Below are 20,557 nucleotides of genomic sequence, written 5' to 3' on the forward strand. Positions count from 1 at the left end.
AAAATACGTTACTGCTCACTCCGTGGTCAGTAACAAAAATACTCTTATCATGGCAACAAAAAGGAGATTGAGATGGCAAAAAAAATAGAATATGGCCGTATGCTGCATGGTGGTGATTACAATCCGGAGCAGTGGCTTGACCGCCCGGACATTCTGAAAAAAGACATTGAATATTTCAAAAAAGCACACATTAATACAGTATCTGTAGGAATCTTTTCCTGGGCAGTACTGGAACCGGAAGAAGGAAAGTACAATCTGGGCTGGCTGGAAGAGATTATTGACAATTTATATAAAGAGGGAATTTCCACGATCCTGGCAACACCGTCAGGCGCAAGGCCAAAGTGGATGGCCGATAAGTATCCGGAGATCCTTCGCATGGATCCGGACCGCACCAGAAGATTTTTCGGAGGCAGACATAATCATTGCTATACATCTCCGGTATATCGTCAGAAGGTTCACGATATGGACAAGCTGCTTTCCCAGAGACTGGGCAGTCATCCTGGTGTGATTCTGTGGCACATTTCCAATGAGTTTGGCGGAGAATGCTATTGCCCTCTTTGTCAGCAGAAATTCCGGGAATGGCTGAAAGAAAAATATGGAACCATTGAGAAGCTGAATTCCAGCTGGTGCACCACATTCTGGAGCCATATTTACAATAGCTTCGATCAGATTGAAGCCCCTTCCCCAAAGGGGGAGAACGAGCTTCATGCATTGAAGCTTGACTGGAACCGGTTCGTTACAGACCGCACCATTGATTTCATCAAAGGAGAGGTTGCTGCAATCCGTGAAGGTGGTTCTGAACTGCCGGTAACAGCCAATCTGATGTATGATTACAACGGTCTTGATTACAAGAAGTTCCGCGATGTTCTGGATGTGGTATCCTGGGACAACTATCCAAGCTGGCATAAGAAAGAGGAATTTTTCACTGCCATTGATGCAGGTATGCAGCATGATCTGATGAGGAGCATTAAGAATCAGCCATTTCTTCTCATGGAGTCCTGCCCATCTGCCACAAACTGGAAGCCCATCAATAAGCTGAAAAAGCCGGGAATGATGCTGGCTGCCTCTCTTCAGGCAGTAGCTCACGGCTCCGACAGCGTTTTATACTTCCAGCTGCATCAGAGCCAGGGGGCTTCTGAAAAATTCCACGGCGCAGTGATCGACCACTATGGCGGAGAGGATACCCGCGTGTTTAAAGAAGTGACAGAGGTTGGAGAGGCTCTGGAGGCACTGAAGGAAGTCTGCGGCAGCCAGATGAAGTCTCCGGCAGCAGTCCTTTATGACAGAGAAAATAACTGGGCAATCCAGGATGCACAGGGACCGCGGAATGAGAACATGTTCTACACAGAAGCGGTACAGAAGCAGTACCGCGCCCTGCGGGAACAGGGACTGAATGTGGATGTGATCTCTATGGAGCATGAGCTTTCCAGCTATAAGATCGTGGCAGCGCCAATGGCTTATATGTTCAAAGATGGTTACGAAGAAAAATTAAGAGCATATGCAGAAAATGGCGGAACCCTGGTGATCACTTACTGGACCGGCCTTGTGGATGGTACAGACAAGTGCTTCCTTGGAGGAACACCATACGGGCTTATGGAGGCAGCCGGTCTTCGTACTACGGAGATCGATGCTCTTTATGACTGGGAAGAGAACCATGGAATTTCAGAACCGGGCAATCATCTGGGAATCAGCGGCACCTACACTTGCAAGAACCTTTGTGAGCTGGTAAAGGTTTCTGATGCAGAAGTGCTTATGCGCTATGGCGATGACTTCTATGCGGGAGCTCCTGTAGTGACACATAAAGCATATGGAAAAGGTCACGTATATTACGTTGGCGCAGATATGGAACAGGCTTTCTACAGTGATTTCTACGGAAAGGCAGCAAAGGAAGCTGGCATTCAGGCACCGCTGGGATTCGTACCGGCAGAGGTTTCTGTCACCTTACGTGAAAATCAGGAAAATGAATATCTGTTTATCCAGAACTATGCAAGAGAAACCAAGGCAGTTCCGGTTCCAGCAGAATATGAAGTGATCTACGGCGCGGCGGATGAGATTATGCAGCCGCTGGCAACAAGGGTCCTGAAAAAGAAAAAATAGAGATTAAAAATAGCGGAAGAAGTTAGTGTGAAAAGAGGTTTTGACACTAACTTCTTTTTGTGTATATAATTAGAAAAACAGAAATCATGCAGCAGGAGGTATGTGCAGTGCAGAGAGAACTCTTGGAGCAGCTTCGTGAAATTACAGAAGAAGAGAGAAGGATCCTGAACGGAGAAGCAGAAGTGGACAGGGATCTTTACACGTCTGGAAGCGATTTTACCATTGACAGCAATAAGATGCTGGAGGAAGGAAAGCTGATCGCAATCCGCACCCATACCAGGTTTGTTCATTTTCCCCTTCACCGCCATAATTATGTGGAAGTACTCTACGTATGCGAGGGAACTCTTACGAATATTATAGATGGCAAACAGGTTATTGTGCGAAAAGGGGAACTGCTTTTTCTGAATCAGTTTACCCATCATGAGATTCTTGCAGCTGGCAGGAGTGACATTGCCATAAATTTTATGGTATTGCCGGAGTTTTTTGATGTGGCATATTCAATGGCAGGAAATAATAATGTTCTGGCAGATTTTCTGGTGAATGTACTGCGCCGGGATAACCAGCAGGGAGAATATCTTCATTTTAAGGTATCTGAGGTGCTGCAGATCCAGAATCTTCTGGAAAATATTATTTATTCCCTTGTAACAGGAAGGGGTAACCAGAATAAAATCAATCAGACTACCATGGGACTTATTTTTCTTTATCTTATGGACTCTGTACAGTATGTGGAAATGCGCCTTCCAAATCAGTACGAGAACATGATATCCATGACGACTCTGGATTATATTGAGCAGAAATACCGTACGGCCACCTTGACTGAGCTATGCGACATGCTTCACCTTCCCATGCATGTATTAAGCAAAATGATAAAAAAAACAACATGCTTTAATTTTAAGGAGCTGCTTCAGCGGAAACGTCTTAGTAAAGCTGTGGAACTGATGTGTGATACAGACCTTCCCATCAGCGATATCATTGCAGCAGTGGGATATGAGAACAACAGTTATTTTCACCGTGTATTCAAGGAAAGATATGGGGTAACGCCAAGAGCTTTCCGCGTGGCTAATAAGAAAAATGATAAAGTAAGATTATGAAGAACGCGTAAAAATATTTTTACAAAAAAATTATCATTTGTTCAAAAATATTTTTTGAATTATATATAAATGGTTGACATTTAATTAGAAAAAAAATAAAATAACTGTAACGTTTAAGATTTTTCTTACATAGAGGGGGAAAGTCTCAGGCAAATAAAAATATCAAGGAGGAAGTAAAATGAAAAAAATGTGTAGAAAAGTAGTCAGCCTTCTTCTTGCAGCAGTGATGGTGCTTACAATGACCGCCTTCGCTTCTGTTGTTTATGCCGCTGACGAGGACAGCGTTGAAGCTGATCCGAACTTCAAGATGGGAGTTATTCTTGTAGGTGATGAGACAGAAGGATATTCTGCAGCTCATATCGCCGGTGTTAAGGAAGCAGCTAAAGAGCTGGGCCTTGACGACAGCCAGATCATCTGGAAATACAAAGTTCCGGAAGACTCCAGCTGCTACGATGCAGCAATCGACCTTGTTGGACAGGGATGCTCCCTGGTAATCGGTAACAGCTATGGACATCAGACTTATCTGGTACAGGCTGCTCAGGAATACCCGGATGTAACATTCGTTTCCATGACAGGTGATTTTGCAGCAATCAGCGGATGCGAGAATTTCAAGAATGCATTCACCAACATCTATGAATCCCGCTATGTATCCGGTGTTGTAGCTGGTCTGAAGCTGAAAGAGATTCTTGAGGATGGTACTCTTACTACAGAGACACAGCCAGACAGCTTTGATGCAGACGGTAATGTAAAGGTTGGCTATGTTGGAGCATTCAGCTACGCTGAGGTTGTTTCTGGTTATACTGCATTCTACCTTGGTATTAAGAGCGTTGTTCCGAACGCTGTAATGGAAGTTAAGTACACAAACTCCTGGTTCGATATTGACAAAGAGGGTGCAGCAGCTGAGGCACTTATTGCAAACGGCTGTGTGATCATCGGACAGCATGCAGACTCTACAGGTGCTCCTGCAGCTACACAGAAGCTTCACGATGATGGCAAGATCTGCTACTCTGTAGGCTACAATATTGATATGCTTGAGACTGCTCCTACAGCAGCACTTACCTCTGCTACCAATAACTGGGCAGTATACTACAAACATGCAATTGCAACCGTAATGGGCGGTGGTGACCTTGAGCAGGACTGGTCCGCAGGATATAATGACGATGCAGTAGGAATCACAGAACTTGGTGAGTCCTGTGCAGAAGGAACTGCAGATTACGTTGCTGACATCGAGGGCAAACTGAAAGACGGTTCTCTTCAGGTGTTTGATACCTCTACATTTACTGTAGGCGGCGAGGAAGTTACTTCTGCACCGGTTGACCTTTCCTTCATGGATTACACAACTGATCCTGCAACTGTTGTATATCAGGGCGAGACTGTTGAGGCTATCGAGGATGGACACTTTGCAGAGTCCACATTCAGAAGCGCTCCATACTTTACACTTCGTATTGATGGAATCACAGAGGACGCAGACGCTGTTGAATAAGCAGTAATGCGAAATCCTGCGAAGCATGATTTCTGTGCATCGCGGAGCAGGTAGCTGGGAAGAAACCTGAACAGTTATCGAATTACATGAAATCCAAAAGGGGAGCTGTAAAAAGGCTTCCCTTTTGTTGCGTAAGCGGGAAAGTTAAAATCCACGCGGATGTGGGATTTTGGCGAACGCTTTAAAGATAGGCAAAACCAGAAGAGCTTGTTTTGCCTTGATTATAAAACGAGAAGGGAGGCACAACACTTTGGAATATGCCATTCAATTAAAAAATGTTACCAAAACATTTGGAAAAGTTGTTGCCAACAAAAATGTCAACCTTGACGTAAAAAAAGGTGAGATTCTCTCCCTTCTGGGAGAAAATGGAAGTGGCAAGACCACTCTTATGAATATGATCTCCGGTATTTATTTTCCAGATTCCGGCGAGATCATGATAGACGGTAGGAAAGTGGAAATCCGCTCTCCGAAAGATGCCTACGATCTGGGAATCGGTATGATTCACCAGCACTTTAAACTGATCGACGTCTTCAGTGCCACTGAGAATATTGCGCTTGGTCTTGATAAAAAACAGAAATTTGATCTGAAAGAGGTTCGTAAAAAAGCACAGGCTATCTGTGACAGGTACCACTTTGATCTGGACCTGAATCAGAAGGTTTACGAGATGAGCGTATCCCAGAAACAGACTCTGGAAATTGTAAAGGTTCTTTACAGAGGTGCAAACATTCTGATCCTGGATGAGCCGACAGCAGTACTGACACCTCAGGAGACAGCCCGTCTGTTTGAGGTTATCCGAAATATGAAGGCAGATAATAAATCCGTTATCATTATTACCCATAAGCTTCACGAGGTTCTGGAGATTTCCGACCGCGTTGCCATTCTGAGAAAAGGAGAGTACATAGGTACCGTAGATACCTGCGAGGCCACTGAAAATTCTCTCACAGAGATGATGGTAGGCAAGAAGGTGGAACTGAATATTGCCCGTTCCGCACCTGTAAATCCGGTGAAACGACTTTCTGTTTCCCATCTGACCGTCTATAACCGGGAGGACATTAAGGTGCTGGATGATGTAAGCTTTGACGTTTATGGAGGTGAAATCCTGGGAATTGCCGGAATTTCCGGAAATGGACAGAAAGAGCTTCTGGAAGCCATTGCAGGACTTCAGATTACAGGCCAGGGCAGCAGTATTGAGTTTTACGAAAGAGGAAAAGAAAATCAGCCCCTTCAGTTGGTTGGAAAAACACCGAAGAAAATCCGTGATGCAGGTGTTCACCTTGCATTTGTGCCGGAAGACCGTCTGGGAATGGGCCTTGTAGGTTCTATGGGTATGACCGGAAATATGCTTCTGAAAAGCTATGGAAAGGGTGCATCCCCGCTTACAGATATGCGTACCCCGAAGAAAATGGCAGAGAAGGTTAAGGAAGAGCTTGAAGTTGTGACTCCAAGCCTGAATACTCCGGTATCCCGCCTTTCCGGAGGAAATGTACAGAAGGTTCTGGTAGGCCGTGAGATTGCAGAAGCACCTACTGTACTGATGACTGCCTATGCAGTGCGAGGCCTTGATATCAATACCTCTTATACCATCTATAATCTTCTGGATGAAGAGAAGAAAGAGGGGGTTGCCGTAGTCTATGTAGGTGAGGATCTGGACGTTCTCATTGATCTGTGTGACCGTATTCTGGTACTTTGCGGCGGTAAAGAGAATGGTATTCTGGATGCCAGAACGACTACGAAAGAAGAAGTTGGACTTCTTATGACAAATCTTCGGAAGGAGGGAAAATAAATGAGTGACACAAAAACTAAAGAACCCTTGATCCGAATTATTAAGCGTGACAGAAGTAGCTTCGGGTACAAGGTATGGGTTCGTGCGGCTGCCATTATTCTGGCGCTTGTAGTAGACGCGATTTTTATTTATAGTGTAACAGGCCTGAATCCATTATCTGTATATGGTGTTATGTTAAATGGTACTTTTATGACAAGCATCCGTTTTTCCTGGGCAATGCGAGATCTGGTAACCCTTCTCTGCATTGGTATTGCCCTTGCTCCTGCGTTTAAAATGCGCTTCTGGAACATTGGCGCAGAGGGACAGGTGCTGATGGGAGGCCTTGCCACAGCTATGGTTATGGTAAAATGTGGTGCCAGCCTTCCTACCCCGGTGCTTTTTCTGGTGATGTTCCTTACCAGCGTGATTGCCGGAGGTCTCTGGGGCTTTATTCCGGCAGTATTCAAGGCGTACTGGAATACAAATGAGACACTTTTTACCCTTATGATGAATTATGTGGCAACCAGTATTGTTGCATGCATGACCAATATCCTTCGAGGAAAGGCTTCCAGCCTTGGTAAGCTGAACATGTCTACACAGGTTGGATGGTTCCCGCAGTTTATGGGACAGAGATATAATATTAACATTCTGATTGTTGTGATCCTGATGTTTGTCATGTTCTTCTATTTGAAATATTCCAAACAGGGATATGAGATTACCGTTGTCGGAGAATCTGAGAACACTGCAAGATATGCTGGTATCAATGTAAAATGGGTAACCATCCGTACCATGATCATTTCCGGTGCTATCTGCGGTCTGGTTGGTTTCCTGATCGTAGCAGGAAGAGACCAGACCATTTCCACCACATCTGCAGGTGGAAACGGATTTACCGCCATTATTGTAGCATGGCTTGCAAAGTTTAATACGTTTTATATGGCTCTGATCTCCTTCCTGCTGATCTTCCTTTCCAAAGGTGCAGCAGAGATTGCTTCTGCATACAGCCTGAACGATTATGCAGCAAGTATTATTGAAGGCGTGATTCTGTTCTTTATCCTTGGAAGTGAATTCTTCATCAACTATAAAATGATTTTCCGTGGTTCCAAAAAGGAGGTGCACTAAATGAGTAATCTGATTGCGTGGATCATCAGGGCAATTCCATTTGGAACAATTATCATGTTTGGTTCCATGGGTGAGATCACCACTGAGAAATCCGGAAACCTGAATCTTGGTGTTCCGGGAATTATGTATCTTGGCGGCTTTGCTGGCTTCGCCAGCTCCTATTTTTACGAGAAAAATTCAGCAGATCCAAAGGGGTGGATATGCGTGATCCTGGCGCTTGTGGCAGCAATTGCAGCCTCCATGCTGGGAGGGCTGATTTTCAGCTTCCTTACCATTACCCTTCGTGCAAACCAGAATGTAACCGGTCTTGCACTTACCACATTCGGTATGGGTGTTGCTAATTTCTTTGGTGTATTTATTTTAAATGGTGCAAGCTACACTGCAGCACCGCTGGCATACGCTTCTTTTTCCAAGAAGATTCCATTCCTGTCCAGTAAGCTGGGAATTGTAAGTAAAACTGTTTTTGCCTATGGTTTTCTGGTATATGCGGCAATCATCATTGCTGTTGTGCTGCATTACGTGCTGAACAAAACAAGAGTAGGTCTGAATCTTCGGGCGGTAGGTGAAAATCCGGGAACTGCAGACGCAGCCGGAATCAATGTAACCAAATATAAATATCTGGCAACCTGTATTGGAGCCGGTCTTTCCGGAATCGGCGGATTATATTACGTTCTGGATTATAATCAGGGCATCTGGGCGACAACGGGACAGATCGAGGCTCTTGGCTGGCTGGCAGTTGCACTGGTTATATTTACCACATGGAAACCTCTGAACTGTATCTGGGGCGCGTATCTTTTCGGTATGCTCTACTGGCTGTATCAGTTCCTTCCAAGTATTCTTGGAATCAAGGTTGCAAGCTATGTCACAGACCTGATCCAGATGGTTCCTTATGTGGTTACCATTATCGTTCTGGTTGTAGTAAGCTTCCGAAAGAAAAAAGAAAATCAGCCTCCGGAAAGTCTGGGACTTTCCTACTTCCGAGAGGAAAGATAACAGGGATTGGTTTGATAGAATATTGAAATTTCAGAATCCTCTGCTTATGCTGTATGATGCAGCATGCAGAGGATTTTTTTCATTCTTCAGACGGCAATACGATTTGTGAAAAATCAGTGTCCATAGGAAATGAAAGTTTACAAAATATTTCGAAAATGTTATATTATTATTAAATGATATGAGTGTCAAAAGGTCTTTTGCCACTCATTTGATACCCCGGATTGCTCCGCAGCTACGCTGCTCCCGCAATCCTCCAAATATTCGAAATCCGCTGATTTACTGCGTAAGTCGCTAAGTTCTCATATTTGGCGTGTCCCAAGTGCAAACGCCTTATCGCGCAAGCACGAACGGCTTTTTGACCTTTTGACACTGGTATCATTAAATGACATGCGAAACATATAGAAAGGATAGCTGGCTCTTAGCTATACAGTTATCAGAAAGGAATAAAAATATGAAAAAAAGATATGTTCTTGCTGCGCTGGCAGCTATGACAGTACTTGCAGGCTGTGGAGATAATGCTTCTCAGCAGAAAAACACGGACAATACTACCCAAGAGAGCACAACAGAGGATGATCTGACAGCTGCAGATCCGGATGAAGATGGAGAAGAACTGGATCCTGAATTTTCCCAGGATGTAGAGAATAATGAAGTAATCGATGCCGATGACGCAGAGGAAGAAGTGGCGCTTGATCCCATTACTCCTTCTGAATATCTGGTTCAGAATGCTTCTGATTATGTAACTCTTGGAGACTATGATGGTGTAGAGGTTACCAGGTACACCTATGAGATCACTGATGATATGGTGCAGGATGAGATTCAGGAAGAACTGGCAGATGCCAGCGATGAGCAGTCTACCAATGCACCTTCCGAGGACGGAAATATTGTATATATGAATCTTACTGCCACTGTGGAGGGTGAGGAAGCTGCTGATCCTGACGAGACTTTTATCACTTTGGGACAGGAAGAATTTGGTGCAGAATTTGACCAGAAGCTGACAGGTGTTTCTACAGGAGACAAACTGGATTTTAGCATCACATACGGAGATGACACCTGGCAGGAAGACTGGCAGGGAAAAACCGTTGACTTTTCAGTGGAGATAACAGATGTTACAGCTTCCAATACTCCGGAATATGATGAGGATTATGTGAAGAATTATACCGGGTATGACACGAAGGAAGAATATGAGGCTTCTGTAAAAGAATATCTGGAGCAGTCCTATGAGGAACAGAGTACTTATGATGAGGCAGAAGATCTGATTTCTGCCTGCCTGGCACGTACAGAGTTTACGGGAGAATATCCGGACGACCTGTTTGAGGCATGCAGGGAAGAGGCACTCTCCGGTTATTCCATGTTTGTAGAGGAAGACGGAGATGTAAATGATGTACTGGATATGTTCGGGGTTACAGAGGATGATATTGCAGAAGAAGCCAAAAATCTTGTAAACCGCCGCCTCTTCATCAGTGCATATGCCGAAGCCAATAATATTGAGGTAACAGAAGATGAATACGTGAATTATGTGAATGAGTATGCTGACTACTATGGCGAGAGTCCTGCTGATTTTGAGACTCTTTATACACGGGAAACGCTTGTAAATGCCCTTTATGAGAGCAAGGTAACAGAGCTTCTTCTGGAAAAGGCAAACGTGACAGAAACTCCATATACACCAGAAGAGTATGATGAAGAGGAATCCAAAGAAGATGACACGCTTGATGATCTGGAAATCGTAGAAGAAGGAGAAGAAGGCGTAGCTGAATAAAATCTGAAGATTTGGCAAAACACACTTTCAACGTCATAATGTTCTTTTATTAACATTTTTTATAAATTTAAGCCTTTTAATTTAGATGTGATTATGATATAGTAAATAATACGCGACAATGGACGGACAGCATTCTGAAGATAAGCTTTAGGAAGTTTGTCCGCCCATTTGTGTCTATAAAGGAGGAACGAGATGAAATTTTCAGAAATGCCTTACACTCGTGTGGATTTTCCGGCTGTAATCGCACAGGCACAGGAGATTATCCAGCGCGCATCTTCTGCGAAGAGCGGAGAAGAGCAGTTCGAGATTCATCAGGAATTTAACAAGCTGATGGATCACGTGAGAACTCTTTATACCATCGCCCATATCCGCAGGGATGGAGATGTGACAAATGAGTTTTATGACGGCGAGAAGAGCTACTATGATGAGAAGCTCCCGGAACTGAACGCAGTGACAAATGAGTATAAGAAAGTACTTTTTGCCACTCCATATCGTCAGTATATGGAAGAGAAAATCGGACCGGTTGCATTTAAGTCCATGGAACTGGAGATGAAATCTTTCGATGACAGTCTGATTCCGCTGATGCAGGAGGAGAATGCCCTTGCTTCCCGTTACAGCAAGCTGATCGCTTCTGCCAAGATCATGTGGGAAGGAGAAGAACTGAACCTTTCCCTTATGCGCAAGTATATGCGCTCCCAGGATCGGAATACCCGTAAGAAAGCATGGGATGCTTTTTCAGGCTTCTTTGAGGAGAACCAGGCTGAGCTTGATGAAATCTACGATCTGATGGTGAAGAACCGTACCAGACAGGCACAGATGCTGGGCTTTGAGAATTACATTGATATGGGCTACTTCCGCATGAACCGTAATTCTTATACCAAGGAAGATGTACAGAAGCTTCGCGAGCAGATTAAGACTGTATTTGTACCGTTAGCTTCCAGAATGCACAAGAACCGTCAGGCACGCCTTGGGGTAGACGCACTTCGTTATTATGATATGGGTGTTTATTTCCCACAGGGAGATCCGGCGCCGATCGGTACTCCTGAGGAGATTCTTGAGAGCGGCCGCAAAATGTACACGGAGATGTCTGATGAGACAAGGGATTTCTTCAACATGATGATGGAGAATGAGCTTTTTGATGTATTCGGACGTAAGAATAAGGCTACCGGTGGTTACATGACGGAGCTTCCGGATTATGGTGTACCGTTCATTTTTGCAAACTTTAACGGAACCAGTGGTGACGTGGATGTAATCACACATGAGTGTGGACATGCATTTCAGAGTTATGTATCCTGCAAGGATCCGATCACCGATCACTCCAGGTATCTGACCATGGAGACAGCAGAAATCCATTCCATGTCCATGGAATTCTTTGCGGAACCATGGATCGAGCTTTTCTTCGGGGAAAGAGGCGATGATTACCGCAAGATGCATCTTGAGGATGCCATCGACTTTATTCCTTATGGAACAATGGTGGATGAATTCCAGCACATTGTATACGGCAATCCGGAGCTTACACCTAAGGAGCGACGTGATGCATGGAACAGGCTGGAGCAGGAGTACCGTCCATATATGGATTCCACTGGCTGCAGGTTTATGGAAGAAGGCGGTTACTGGCAGAGACAGCACCACATTTTTGAGATGCCTTTCTACTATATTGATTATGTACTTGCACAGCTTTGTGCATTCCAGTTTAAGATCCGCATGGAGAAAGATCATGACGCTGCGTGGGCTGATTATATAAAGCTTTGCCGGCTTTCTGCAAGTGATTTCTATCCGTCCATGCTGAAACAGGTGGGACTTACAGTTCCATTTACAGATGGCTGCATTCAGAAGATTGTGGATGAGCTGGATAAGAAGCTGGATTGAGTCATCAGTCAAAGACTGTGAGAAGGAAAAGCACTTTCAGGTAATAGATTGGGAACTCACAGGAAAGTTGAGGCAGAATTGTGAAAAAATATGGGAATGATTACCGCCAGAGAGGGGAAAAATTTGAATATACCGGAAAATGGTATGGCAGCAGCCTGTCAGTGAAGGAACTGAAAAGACATGCCCTTAACAATACAGGCCTTATGGCAGCCGCCCTTGTGATCTATTTTGCCAGCTTAATGCTGAACAATGAAGGCAGCAGGATCTTCTGGATATTGCTTCCCTATATGGTAGTAGTCTTCCCTGTTTCTTATGGAATCATGGGAGGGGCGTCCTTATTCCTTTTTTGCAGACAGCAGGAGGGAAAAGCAGGTAACTCACAGGTGCTAATCCCGGAAGAGCATATAGGGCATATGACCTGTGCCCAATATGAAAAAGGGGTGCGACGTCCGGTAAGATGCAGCATTGCCATCACGGTACTGGGACTTTTTACAAGCGTGGCAAACCTGATTTTTTTGTTAAAAGATTTCGAAAATCTTATTTTTACAAGGGAACTATTATTCGAGGCTGCTGCTGTGTTGATTTTAGTACTGGGAAGTGTTAGCACTGTGCAAAACTGGCAGATTAAAGTGAAATTTACAAATTTTGAGTGAAAATCTTTCAGTTTTTGACAATTATGGACAAAATTCCAGACATATTTCGCCATATAGCTATTGCACATGTAATAAAACATGGTAAAATAGAGAGGTATAAGACAACAAATTTTTAGGTTGTCTGTAGTAGCTGGCCTCAGGAGTCTCCAACAGGCTCTGATGAATAGTTACAATAAAATATCTTAAAAAAGGAGGATAAGATATGAGCAAGAAGAAGTTAATGGCCCTGTTATTAACAGGTGTCATGGCAGCATCAACAGTGAGCGTACCTGTTTTTGCTGAAGAAGCTGAGGGAGGTTCTTCCGATACACCACTTGTTGTTGGACAGACTAACTTCTCCGAGAAATTCAGTGGATTATTCCATGAGACAGTTCCGGATACGCAGATTGCAGAGAATGTAGGCGAATATCTGTTCGAAAGTGACCGTACAGGTGCCATTATTTATAATGGTATCGAAGGCGAGACACATGAGTATAACGGAACTGAGTATACTTACACAGGACTTTCCGATGTAACTGTTACAGAGGGCGAGGATGAGACTGTATACAATTTCAAGCTTCGCGAGGATGCAACATTTTCTGATGGTGAGCCTCTTACAGCAGATGACTTAATTTTCACATATTATGTACTTTCTGATACAGACTATGATGGAAATGCAACATTCTACTCCACCAATATCAAAGGTATGAAGAATTACCGTCTGAATTCCACAGCAGCAGATTCCATCACAGATGAGGATGTTGCAAATACACTTGCAGATATGCCTGATGAAGTTGCTGCAAGAGTGAAAGATGAGCTGATAGTTCCGCTTCTTACCTCTGAGTATGAGTGGGCACAGACTGCATGGGAAGATTATGCAGATGCTTATGGTGTTACAAACGGAGATGAGTTCTTTGGAATGCTTTACGCAGCAGATGAGAACTATTCTGTAGATGGCAAAGATCAGGATACGATTATTAATGAGATCGCAGACCAGTATGGCAAGGACTATCTTGCACTTGCAGCTGCCTATGGCGACGAAGCATACTTCGATGAAGATGCAGCAACAATCGCTTCCGAGTACCTGGTAGAGCAGAAAACTGCAGCAGGTGAAGGTGAAGAAGTTGCTAACATCGAGGGAATCAAGAAGCTTGGTGATTACGAGGTTGAGGTTACCACAGATGGTTTTGAGGCAACTACAATCTATCAGCTTGGTGTAATCGTTGAGCCAATGCACTATTATGGAGACGCTTCTCTCTATGATTATGATAACAACCAGTTCGGTTTCACAAGAGGAGATCTCTCCGCTGTACGTGAGAAATCCAACCAGCCACTTGGCGCAGGTCCGTACAAATTTGTGAAATATGAGAACAAGACTGTATACATGGAAGCAAACGAGAACTACTACAAGGGTGCTCCTAAGACCAAGTACCTTCAGTGGCGTGAGACTTCCGACGCAGATAAGATTGCCGGTGTTGAGCAGGGTACAATCGACCTTTCCGATCCATCCGGAAGCAAATCTGCATTTGACCAGATCAAGAGCATTAACGGAAACGACGAGCTCAATGGTGATAAGATTATCGTGAACGCAACAGACAATCTTGGATACGGATACATCGGTCTTAACGCAAACACAATCAATGTTGGTGGAGAGCCAGGATCTGACGCTTCCAAGAACTTAAGAAAAGCACTTACAACTGTACTTGCTGTATATCGTGATGTAGCAATCGATTCCTATTATGGAGATGCTGCTTCTGTAATCAACTACCCGATCTCCAATACATCCTGGGCAGCTCCTCAGAAATCTGATGCAGATTATCAGGTAGCTTACTCTGTGGATGTTGATGGAAATCCGCTTTACACAGATGATATGACGGATGATGAGAAGTTTGCAGCAGCAACACAGGCAGCTCTTGGCTTCTTCGAAGCAGCCGGATACACTGTAGAGAATGGCAAGGTAACAGCAGCTCCGGAAGGTGCTAAGATGACTTATGAGATCATCATCGGCGCTGACGGAAGTGGAGATCACCCAAGCTTTGCAATCCTTACAGATGCGAAGGCAGCTCTTGAGTCCATCGGATTTACACTTGAGATCAATGATGTTACAGACTCCAACATTATGTGGGATGCTTTAAATGCAGGTACTGTGGAAATGTGGGCAGCTGCATGGCAGGCTACAGTGGATCCTGATATGTATCAGGTTTACCACAGCGCAAGTGTAAAGAGCAATTATTACCACATCAATGATGAAACACTGGATCAGGATATTATTGATGCCCGTTCTACAGCTGATCAGGAATACAGAAAATCTGTTTACAAACAGTGTCTGGATATTATTCTTGACTGGGCAGTTGAGATTCCGATCTATCAGAGACAGAACTGCGTTATTTACAGTCCTGAGCGTATCAATGCAGATACCTTTACAAAAGATGTTACCACATTCTATCCGTGGTATAAAGATATCATTAATATCGAAATGAACTAAAGGTATAAAAGAAGAATGACTTGTTAGCGCAGTGGGTCCACCATAACCAGTGGACCCACTGCCTTACTGGCAGTATGCCTTGGGCTAGAGCGTGTCTGAAAAAGCATTCCCGCAATCTCCCACAAATTGTGACGCACATCTTGCAGAAGGCTTTTTCCAGACATGCTTTGGAACCCGGCCCGGTAAAACGGACAGAACCGGCAGGACACACTGCCAGTAAGAACAAGGTAAGTCAGTCTTCCCGCCCGATACTGAAAGGATAATTTATATAATGAAAAAATTTATTGTACGTCGTGTACTTCTTGGAGCGATGATCCTGTTCTTCGTTTCCATGATCATTTATTCAATTGAGAGAGCCCTTCCGACTTCTTATGTAGAGGGAAGAGCCCGTGATATGTCAATGAAACAGGGCGCGAAGCCCTATGATGAGCTGGTTGCTGAGTTAAATGCCGCTTATGGACTGGATAAGCCGGTCCTGGAAGGTTATTTCATCTGGCTTGGAAAAGCTGTTCATGGTGAATTCGGAGAATCCTGGATTTTCCATCAGCCAGTAAAACAGAAATTTGCCAGTGTCATCTGGTATTCTTTTGCTCTGGCACTGGCCGCCTTCCTGTTGGAAATTATAATTGCCATACCTTTGGGTATTATATCGGCAACGAAGCAGTACAGCAGGATTGATTATGCAGTTACCGTTTTTGCATTGATCGGTATTTCGCTGCCGTCCTTTTTCTTTGCTACCATTCTGAAATGGATTTTCTCTATTAATCTGAAATGGGTTGACCTGTATGGTATCGTAAGCCGTATGCATGAGTCCTACGGAAGTGTGGGCAAGGTGCTGGATATGGCACAGCATATGATCCTTCCGGTTATTACCCTGACCATTGTAAGTGTTGGTTCCCTTATGCGTTATACCAGAACCAATATGCTGGAGGTTCTGAATGCAGATTATATCCGTACTGCCAGAGCGAAAGGTGTTCCGGAGAAAAAGGTGGTTTCTCATCATGCATTCCGCAATACTCTGATTCCGATCATCACCATCCTTGGAAGTACACTTCCGAACCTGTTCGGTGGAGCGATGATCACAGAGACTTTGTTCCAGATTCCGGGAATTGGATATACCTCCTACCAGGCATTAACTCAGGGAGATATTCCGTTTACCATGTTCTATATGGTATTTCTGGCATTTCTGACATTAACCGGCAATCTGATCGCAGATATCCTGTACGCTGTGGCAGATCCAAGGGTACGAGTAAATTAGGAGGAAAAACATGAGTACAGATCCAACAAAGAAAAAAGACGATCATGTCAGTACCTCCAAGGCACTGGATGATGAACAGCGTGTAAAAGTCCTTTCACCAGGAATGCTTGTTGCAAAGCGTTTCTTCCGCAATAAACTGGCTGTGGCAGGACTTGTAATTCTGGTAGCGATGTTTTTGTTTTCATTTATAGGTGGTATGGTAAGCCCTTACAATGAAAGCCAGGTATTCCGTAAAACAGATCATGTATGGAAAGACTATGCGGGAGCTACCTATAATAAATCTTATATTTTTACAACAGCAAATGGTGCAGAATTTCCTGCGCAGGGACAGCAGAAATTTATTCTTGCTACAAACAAGGGAAATGATTCCTTTGAAGCAAATGATGTAACCTACGGATTGGAACAAAAAGGTGAAGATTACTGGGCAATTTATTCTTCAGAATCAGTAGCAACCGTTCTTACACTGAAAGGAAAATCTACTTATAAACAGGTTGGAAATACAGAAATAACAGATGAAATCAAAGAAGGCTATGAAGAGGCTGTGGCAAATGATGCCAATACCTTTGAAGTAGATGGAACTACCTATACAATTGAGAAGGCCGGACGTGAGAATCAGATCACAATTTCCGGCGAAGTTGCATTTGCAACCAAGAAAGTATTCAGCGCAGCAACGAATGATGCAGAGATGGGATTTGATTTCCAGCAGGCAGCACTCGATGCACTTGAAGCAGGAGATGCTTCTTTTGAATACGATGGCGCAACCTATGAACTGATTACAACAGAGAAAGAGACATCCACAGAGGTTGTAAAGGATGGCGAAGTTTATGCCACTGTTTCCAATCTTCTGGTATCTCCTCAGGCAAAAGGTGTGTTCCTTTCTCTTTCCTTTAAAGAAGCAGTAGAACAGGCAATTGCTGACAAAGCTTCTACATTTACAGCTGTTAATGAGGCTGGTGAAGAAGAAACCTATCAGCTTCAGACAAAGAATACACAGTATGTTGTAAGAAGCCAGAAAGCAACTACTGTAAATGATACTTATTCCGGACCAAGCAAAAAGCACTGGTTAGGAACAGACGGAAACGGTATGGACATGCTGACCAGACTGATGTATGGCGGACGTATTTCCCTGATGATCGGTTTCGTTGTTATCATTATTGAAGGTATTATTGGTATTCTGATCGGTGGTGTGTCCGGTTATTTTGGAGGATGGGTAGATACCATTCTCATGCGTGTGGTTGATGTTGTAATCTGTATTCCGGCAATGCCGCTGTACATTATCATCGGTTCTGTTATGGATTATTACAAAATTGACCCGCGAATCCGAATTTATGCACTTTGTGCAATTCTTGGTATCGTAGGATGGCCGGGAATTGCCCGTATGGTTCGAGGTCAGATCCTGTCTCTTCGTGAGCAGGAATTTATGGTTGCTACAGAAGCTACCGGTGTTCGTATTTCAAGACGTATTTTCCGTCACCTGATTCCGAACGTTATTCCACAGCTGATCGTTATTGCAACAATGGGACTTGGTGATGTTATCCTGATGGAAGCAACTCTTAGCTTCCTTGGAATCGGTGTTAAATTCCCATACGCTTCCTGGGGTAATATTGTAAATGCGGTAAATGATGTATACGTATTGACCAACTTCTGGTTCGTATGGATCCCGGCCGGATTCTTAATCCTGCTGACCGTTCTTGGATTTAACTTTGTGGGTGATGGTCTTCGTGATGCATTTGACCCGAAAATGAAACGGTAGGTGCGAATATGGCATTATTTGGTAAGAAAAACGCAAACTATATCTCAGCTAAGGAAACCAAAAGAATCTCCAAAGAGAATCGAAAGATCACCAATGAGATAGAGAAGAAGAGAAACAGAAAGAATATTCCGGAGTCAGAGTATATCACTACCATGAAGAATCCGGAAAACGTAGTTGAGTTTGACAATGTTCATACTTATTTCTTTACAGATATTGGAACTGTTAAAGCCGTTGATGGTGTAAGCTTTGAAATTCCTCAGGGAAAAACAGTTGGTGTTGTTGGAGAATCCGGTTGTGGAAAGTCTGTAACTAGCCTTTCCCTTATGCAGCTGGTACAGCGTCCTCAGGGACAGACTGTAGAAGGAGAAATCCGTTTTAATACCGGAGACAAGGTTTACAATATTGTAAATACTCCTACAAGTGAAATGCAGAAGCTTCGCGGAAATGAGCTTTCCATGATTTTCCAGGAGCCTATGACTGCACTGAACCCGGTATTCCGCATTGGAGAGCAGGTTGATGAGATCACCAAGCTTCACAATCCGGATATGAGCAAAGAGCAGGTAAAGGCCAGAACCATCGAAATGCTGAAGCTGGTTGGAATTGCCAACAGTGAGGGCGTTTATAAGATGTATCCTCATGAGCTTTCCGGTGGTATGCGTCAGCGTGTATGTATCGCAATCGGTCTTGCTTGTAATCCAAGACTGATCATTGCTGATGAGCCTACCACAGCTCTTGACGTTACCATTCAGGCGCAGATCCTGGATCTGATGCGTAACCTGAAGGATAAGATCAATTCTTCCATTATGCTGATCACTCATGACCTGGGGGTTATTGCAGAGATGGCAGATTATGTAGTTGTTATGTATGCTGGCCGTGTAGTTGAGAAGGGTACTGCAAGTGAGATCTTCAAGAACCCATCTCATCCATACACCATTGGACTTATGCGCTCCAAACCGGTTGTAGGCAAGAAGGTTGACAAGCTTTACAGTATTCCAGGTAAGGTTCCGAACCCTATTGATATGCCGGATTACTGCTATTTCCGTGATCGTTGTGAGCTTAGCTGTGACAAGTGTCAGGGAAGTTATCCAGGCGTGATCAAATTAAGTCCTACACATGAAGTAAGCTGTTACCGTTATGCAGACCGTTCGGAAGCCGGATGGCTGGCGAATGTTCATCCAGGGGAAGGGGGCAAAACTCATGAGTGAGAATAAGACAGCAGAAAATACAAAGAATCAGCAGTCCGATAACATTCTGGAGGTATCCCATCTTAAGAAATATTTCCCGATCAAGGGTGGAATGTTCGGTAAGCAGGTTGGAGCCGTAAAAGCAGTTGATGACGTTTCTTTCACATTAGAGAGAGGAACCACGATGGGTCTGGTTGGAGAGTCCGGATGTGGTAAATCTACCACAGGAAGAACCATCTTAAGGCTGATTGAGAAAACAGACGGACAGGTTCTCTTCAACGGAAAAGATGTTTACGGTCTTTCCAATAGAGAAATGCGCGATATGCGTACCAAGATGCAGATCATTTTCCAGGATCCATATTCTTCCCTTTCTCCAAGACTGCCGGTTGGCGAGATCATCGGAGAAGCTGTAAGAGAGCATAACCTGGTTCCAAAGTCTGAATATGCAGATTATGTGACCAAGATCATGGATGACTGTGGACTTCAGTCTTATCATAAGGACCGTTATCCCCATGAGTTCTCTGGTGGACAGAGACAGCGTATCTGTATTGCAAGAGCACTTGCTCTGAATCCGGAGTTCGTTGTGTGTGACGAGCCGGTTTCCGCGCTTGATGTTTCTGTACAGGCACAGATTATTAACCTGTTAAAGGAACTTCAGGAGAAGAGAAATCTGACTTACCTGTTCATTTCTCATGACCTTTCCGTTGTAGAGCATATTTCCGATACCATCGGTGTTATGTATCTGGGAGGTCTTGTGGAGACTGGTACTACAGCAGATATTTTTGCAAATCCTCTTCATCCGTATACAGAGGCTCTGTTCTCTGCAATTCCAATGCCGGATCCGGATCTGAAGAGAAACCGTATCATTCTGGAGGGAAATATTCCATCCCCTGCGAATCCGCCTAAGGGATGTAAGTTCCATACCAGATGCCGGAAGTGCATGGAGATTTGTAAGAATCAGGTGCCTGAGGTAAAAGATATGGGAAATGGGCATAAGGTGCGCTGCCATCTGTATGACTAAGAATAAAGCAGGCCAGGGATTACCTGGTCTGTTGCTATTTAATTGGTTGGTCGT

15 protein-coding genes are annotated in these 20,557 nt (G+C 44.1%); all 15 read left to right on the top strand.

Going from position 1 to position 20,557, the window contains the following annotated elements:
* Window positions 1-72 precede the first annotated feature (72 nt).
* The 15 genes from PGQ38_RS03810 to PGQ38_RS03875 all read left to right on the top strand — a co-directional run bounded on the left by PGQ38_RS03810 (window position 73) and on the right by PGQ38_RS03875 (window position 20,503).
* The gene (locus PGQ38_RS03810) at window positions 73-2,097 is read left to right on the top strand and encodes a beta-galactosidase (protein WP_270430834.1); all 2,025 of its coding nucleotides are present in this window, start codon (window positions 73-75) and stop codon (window positions 2,095-2,097) included.
* A gap of 107 nt (window positions 2,098-2,204) precedes the next feature.
* Window positions 2,205-3,188 (top strand): AraC family transcriptional regulator, encoded by a 984-nt coding sequence (locus tag PGQ38_RS03815; RefSeq protein WP_178733541.1) that lies wholly within the window; start codon window positions 2,205-2,207, stop codon window positions 3,186-3,188.
* Window positions 3,189-3,366: 178 nt separating this feature from the next.
* Window positions 3,367-4,671: a BMP family ABC transporter substrate-binding protein gene (locus PGQ38_RS03820; RefSeq protein ID WP_178733702.1), complete on the top strand. Its 1,305-nt coding sequence runs from the start codon at window positions 3,367-3,369 to the stop codon at window positions 4,669-4,671.
* Between the two features lie 250 nt (window positions 4,672-4,921).
* On the top strand, window positions 4,922-6,454 hold the full coding sequence (locus PGQ38_RS03825; RefSeq protein WP_173770676.1) for an ABC transporter ATP-binding protein: 1,533 nt from the start codon (window positions 4,922-4,924) through the stop codon (window positions 6,452-6,454).
* Window positions 6,455-7,552, top strand: a complete 1,098-nt coding sequence (locus PGQ38_RS03830) for an ABC transporter permease (RefSeq protein WP_270430837.1) — start codon at window positions 6,455-6,457, stop codon at window positions 7,550-7,552.
* Window positions 7,553-8,545, top strand: coding sequence for an ABC transporter permease (locus tag PGQ38_RS03835; protein WP_148461206.1), 993 nt, complete (start codon window positions 7,553-7,555; stop codon window positions 8,543-8,545).
* Between the two features lie 451 nt (window positions 8,546-8,996).
* Window positions 8,997-10,301 (top strand): trigger factor, encoded by a 1,305-nt coding sequence (locus PGQ38_RS03840; protein ID WP_178728701.1) that lies wholly within the window; start codon window positions 8,997-8,999, stop codon window positions 10,299-10,301.
* A gap of 192 nt (window positions 10,302-10,493) precedes the next feature.
* On the top strand, window positions 10,494-12,170 hold the full coding sequence (locus PGQ38_RS03845) for a M3 family oligoendopeptidase (protein ID WP_195991585.1): 1,677 nt from the start codon (window positions 10,494-10,496) through the stop codon (window positions 12,168-12,170).
* An 80-nt stretch (window positions 12,171-12,250) separates the two neighbouring features.
* Complete coding sequence (locus tag PGQ38_RS03850; RefSeq protein ID WP_270430840.1) at window positions 12,251-12,823, top strand: hypothetical protein; 573 nt, start codon at window positions 12,251-12,253, stop codon at window positions 12,821-12,823.
* 202 nt (window positions 12,824-13,025) lie between these two features.
* Window positions 13,026-15,287 carry an ABC transporter substrate-binding protein gene (locus PGQ38_RS03855; RefSeq protein ID WP_270430841.1) on the top strand — a complete coding sequence of 754 codons (2,262 nt, stop codon included), beginning with the start codon at window positions 13,026-13,028 and terminating at the stop codon, window positions 15,285-15,287.
* A 91-nt stretch (window positions 15,288-15,378) separates the two neighbouring features.
* The gene (locus PGQ38_RS20440) at window positions 15,379-15,507 is read left to right on the top strand and encodes a DUF6783 domain-containing protein (protein ID WP_416385854.1); all 129 of its coding nucleotides are present in this window, start codon (window positions 15,379-15,381) and stop codon (window positions 15,505-15,507) included.
* A 51-nt stretch (window positions 15,508-15,558) separates the two neighbouring features.
* Complete coding sequence (locus tag PGQ38_RS03860; protein ID WP_270430842.1) at window positions 15,559-16,545, top strand: ABC transporter permease; 987 nt, start codon at window positions 15,559-15,561, stop codon at window positions 16,543-16,545.
* A 10-nt stretch (window positions 16,546-16,555) separates the two neighbouring features.
* Window positions 16,556-18,298: an ABC transporter permease gene (locus PGQ38_RS03865; RefSeq protein WP_270430844.1), complete on the top strand. Its 1,743-nt coding sequence runs from the start codon at window positions 16,556-16,558 to the stop codon at window positions 18,296-18,298.
* An 8-nt stretch (window positions 18,299-18,306) separates the two neighbouring features.
* On the top strand, window positions 18,307-19,503 hold the full coding sequence (locus PGQ38_RS03870) for an ABC transporter ATP-binding protein (RefSeq protein WP_270430846.1): 1,197 nt from the start codon (window positions 18,307-18,309) through the stop codon (window positions 19,501-19,503).
* Window positions 19,496-20,503, top strand: coding sequence for an ABC transporter ATP-binding protein (locus tag PGQ38_RS03875; RefSeq protein WP_270430848.1), 1,008 nt, complete (start codon window positions 19,496-19,498; stop codon window positions 20,501-20,503). Before PGQ38_RS03870 ends, PGQ38_RS03875 begins: the two co-directional genes overlap by 8 nt.
* The last annotated feature ends 54 nt before the right edge of the window (window positions 20,504-20,557 follow it).

Source organism: Blautia faecis, assembly GCF_027662325.1.
GTDB classification, from domain to species: domain Bacteria; phylum Bacillota; class Clostridia; order Lachnospirales; family Lachnospiraceae; genus Blautia_A; species Blautia_A faecis.

Bases quoted from the DNA above. Each gene is read 5' to 3' on its own strand.
- PGQ38_RS03810 (WP_270430834.1), top strand. From the start codon at position 73: ATGGCAAAAAAAATAGAATATGGCCGTATGCTGCATGGTGGTGATTAC.
- PGQ38_RS03820 (WP_178733702.1), top strand. From the start codon at position 3,367: ATGAAAAAAATGTGTAGAAAAGTAGTCAGCCTTCTTCTTGCAGCAGTG.
- PGQ38_RS03830 (WP_270430837.1), top strand. From the start codon at position 6,455: ATGAGTGACACAAAAACTAAAGAACCCTTGATCCGAATTATTAAGCGT.
- PGQ38_RS03835 (WP_148461206.1), top strand. From the start codon at position 7,553: ATGAGTAATCTGATTGCGTGGATCATCAGGGCAATTCCATTTGGAACA.
- PGQ38_RS03840 (WP_178728701.1), top strand. From the start codon at position 8,997: ATGAAAAAAAGATATGTTCTTGCTGCGCTGGCAGCTATGACAGTACTT.
- PGQ38_RS03845 (WP_195991585.1), top strand. From the start codon at position 10,494: ATGAAATTTTCAGAAATGCCTTACACTCGTGTGGATTTTCCGGCTGTA.
- PGQ38_RS03855 (WP_270430841.1), top strand. From the start codon at position 13,026: ATGAGCAAGAAGAAGTTAATGGCCCTGTTATTAACAGGTGTCATGGCA.
- PGQ38_RS03860 (WP_270430842.1), top strand. From the start codon at position 15,559: ATGAAAAAATTTATTGTACGTCGTGTACTTCTTGGAGCGATGATCCTG.
- PGQ38_RS03865 (WP_270430844.1), top strand. From the start codon at position 16,556: ATGAGTACAGATCCAACAAAGAAAAAAGACGATCATGTCAGTACCTCC.
- PGQ38_RS03870 (WP_270430846.1), top strand. From the start codon at position 18,307: ATGGCATTATTTGGTAAGAAAAACGCAAACTATATCTCAGCTAAGGAA.
- PGQ38_RS03875 (WP_270430848.1), top strand. From the start codon at position 19,496: ATGAGTGAGAATAAGACAGCAGAAAATACAAAGAATCAGCAGTCCGAT.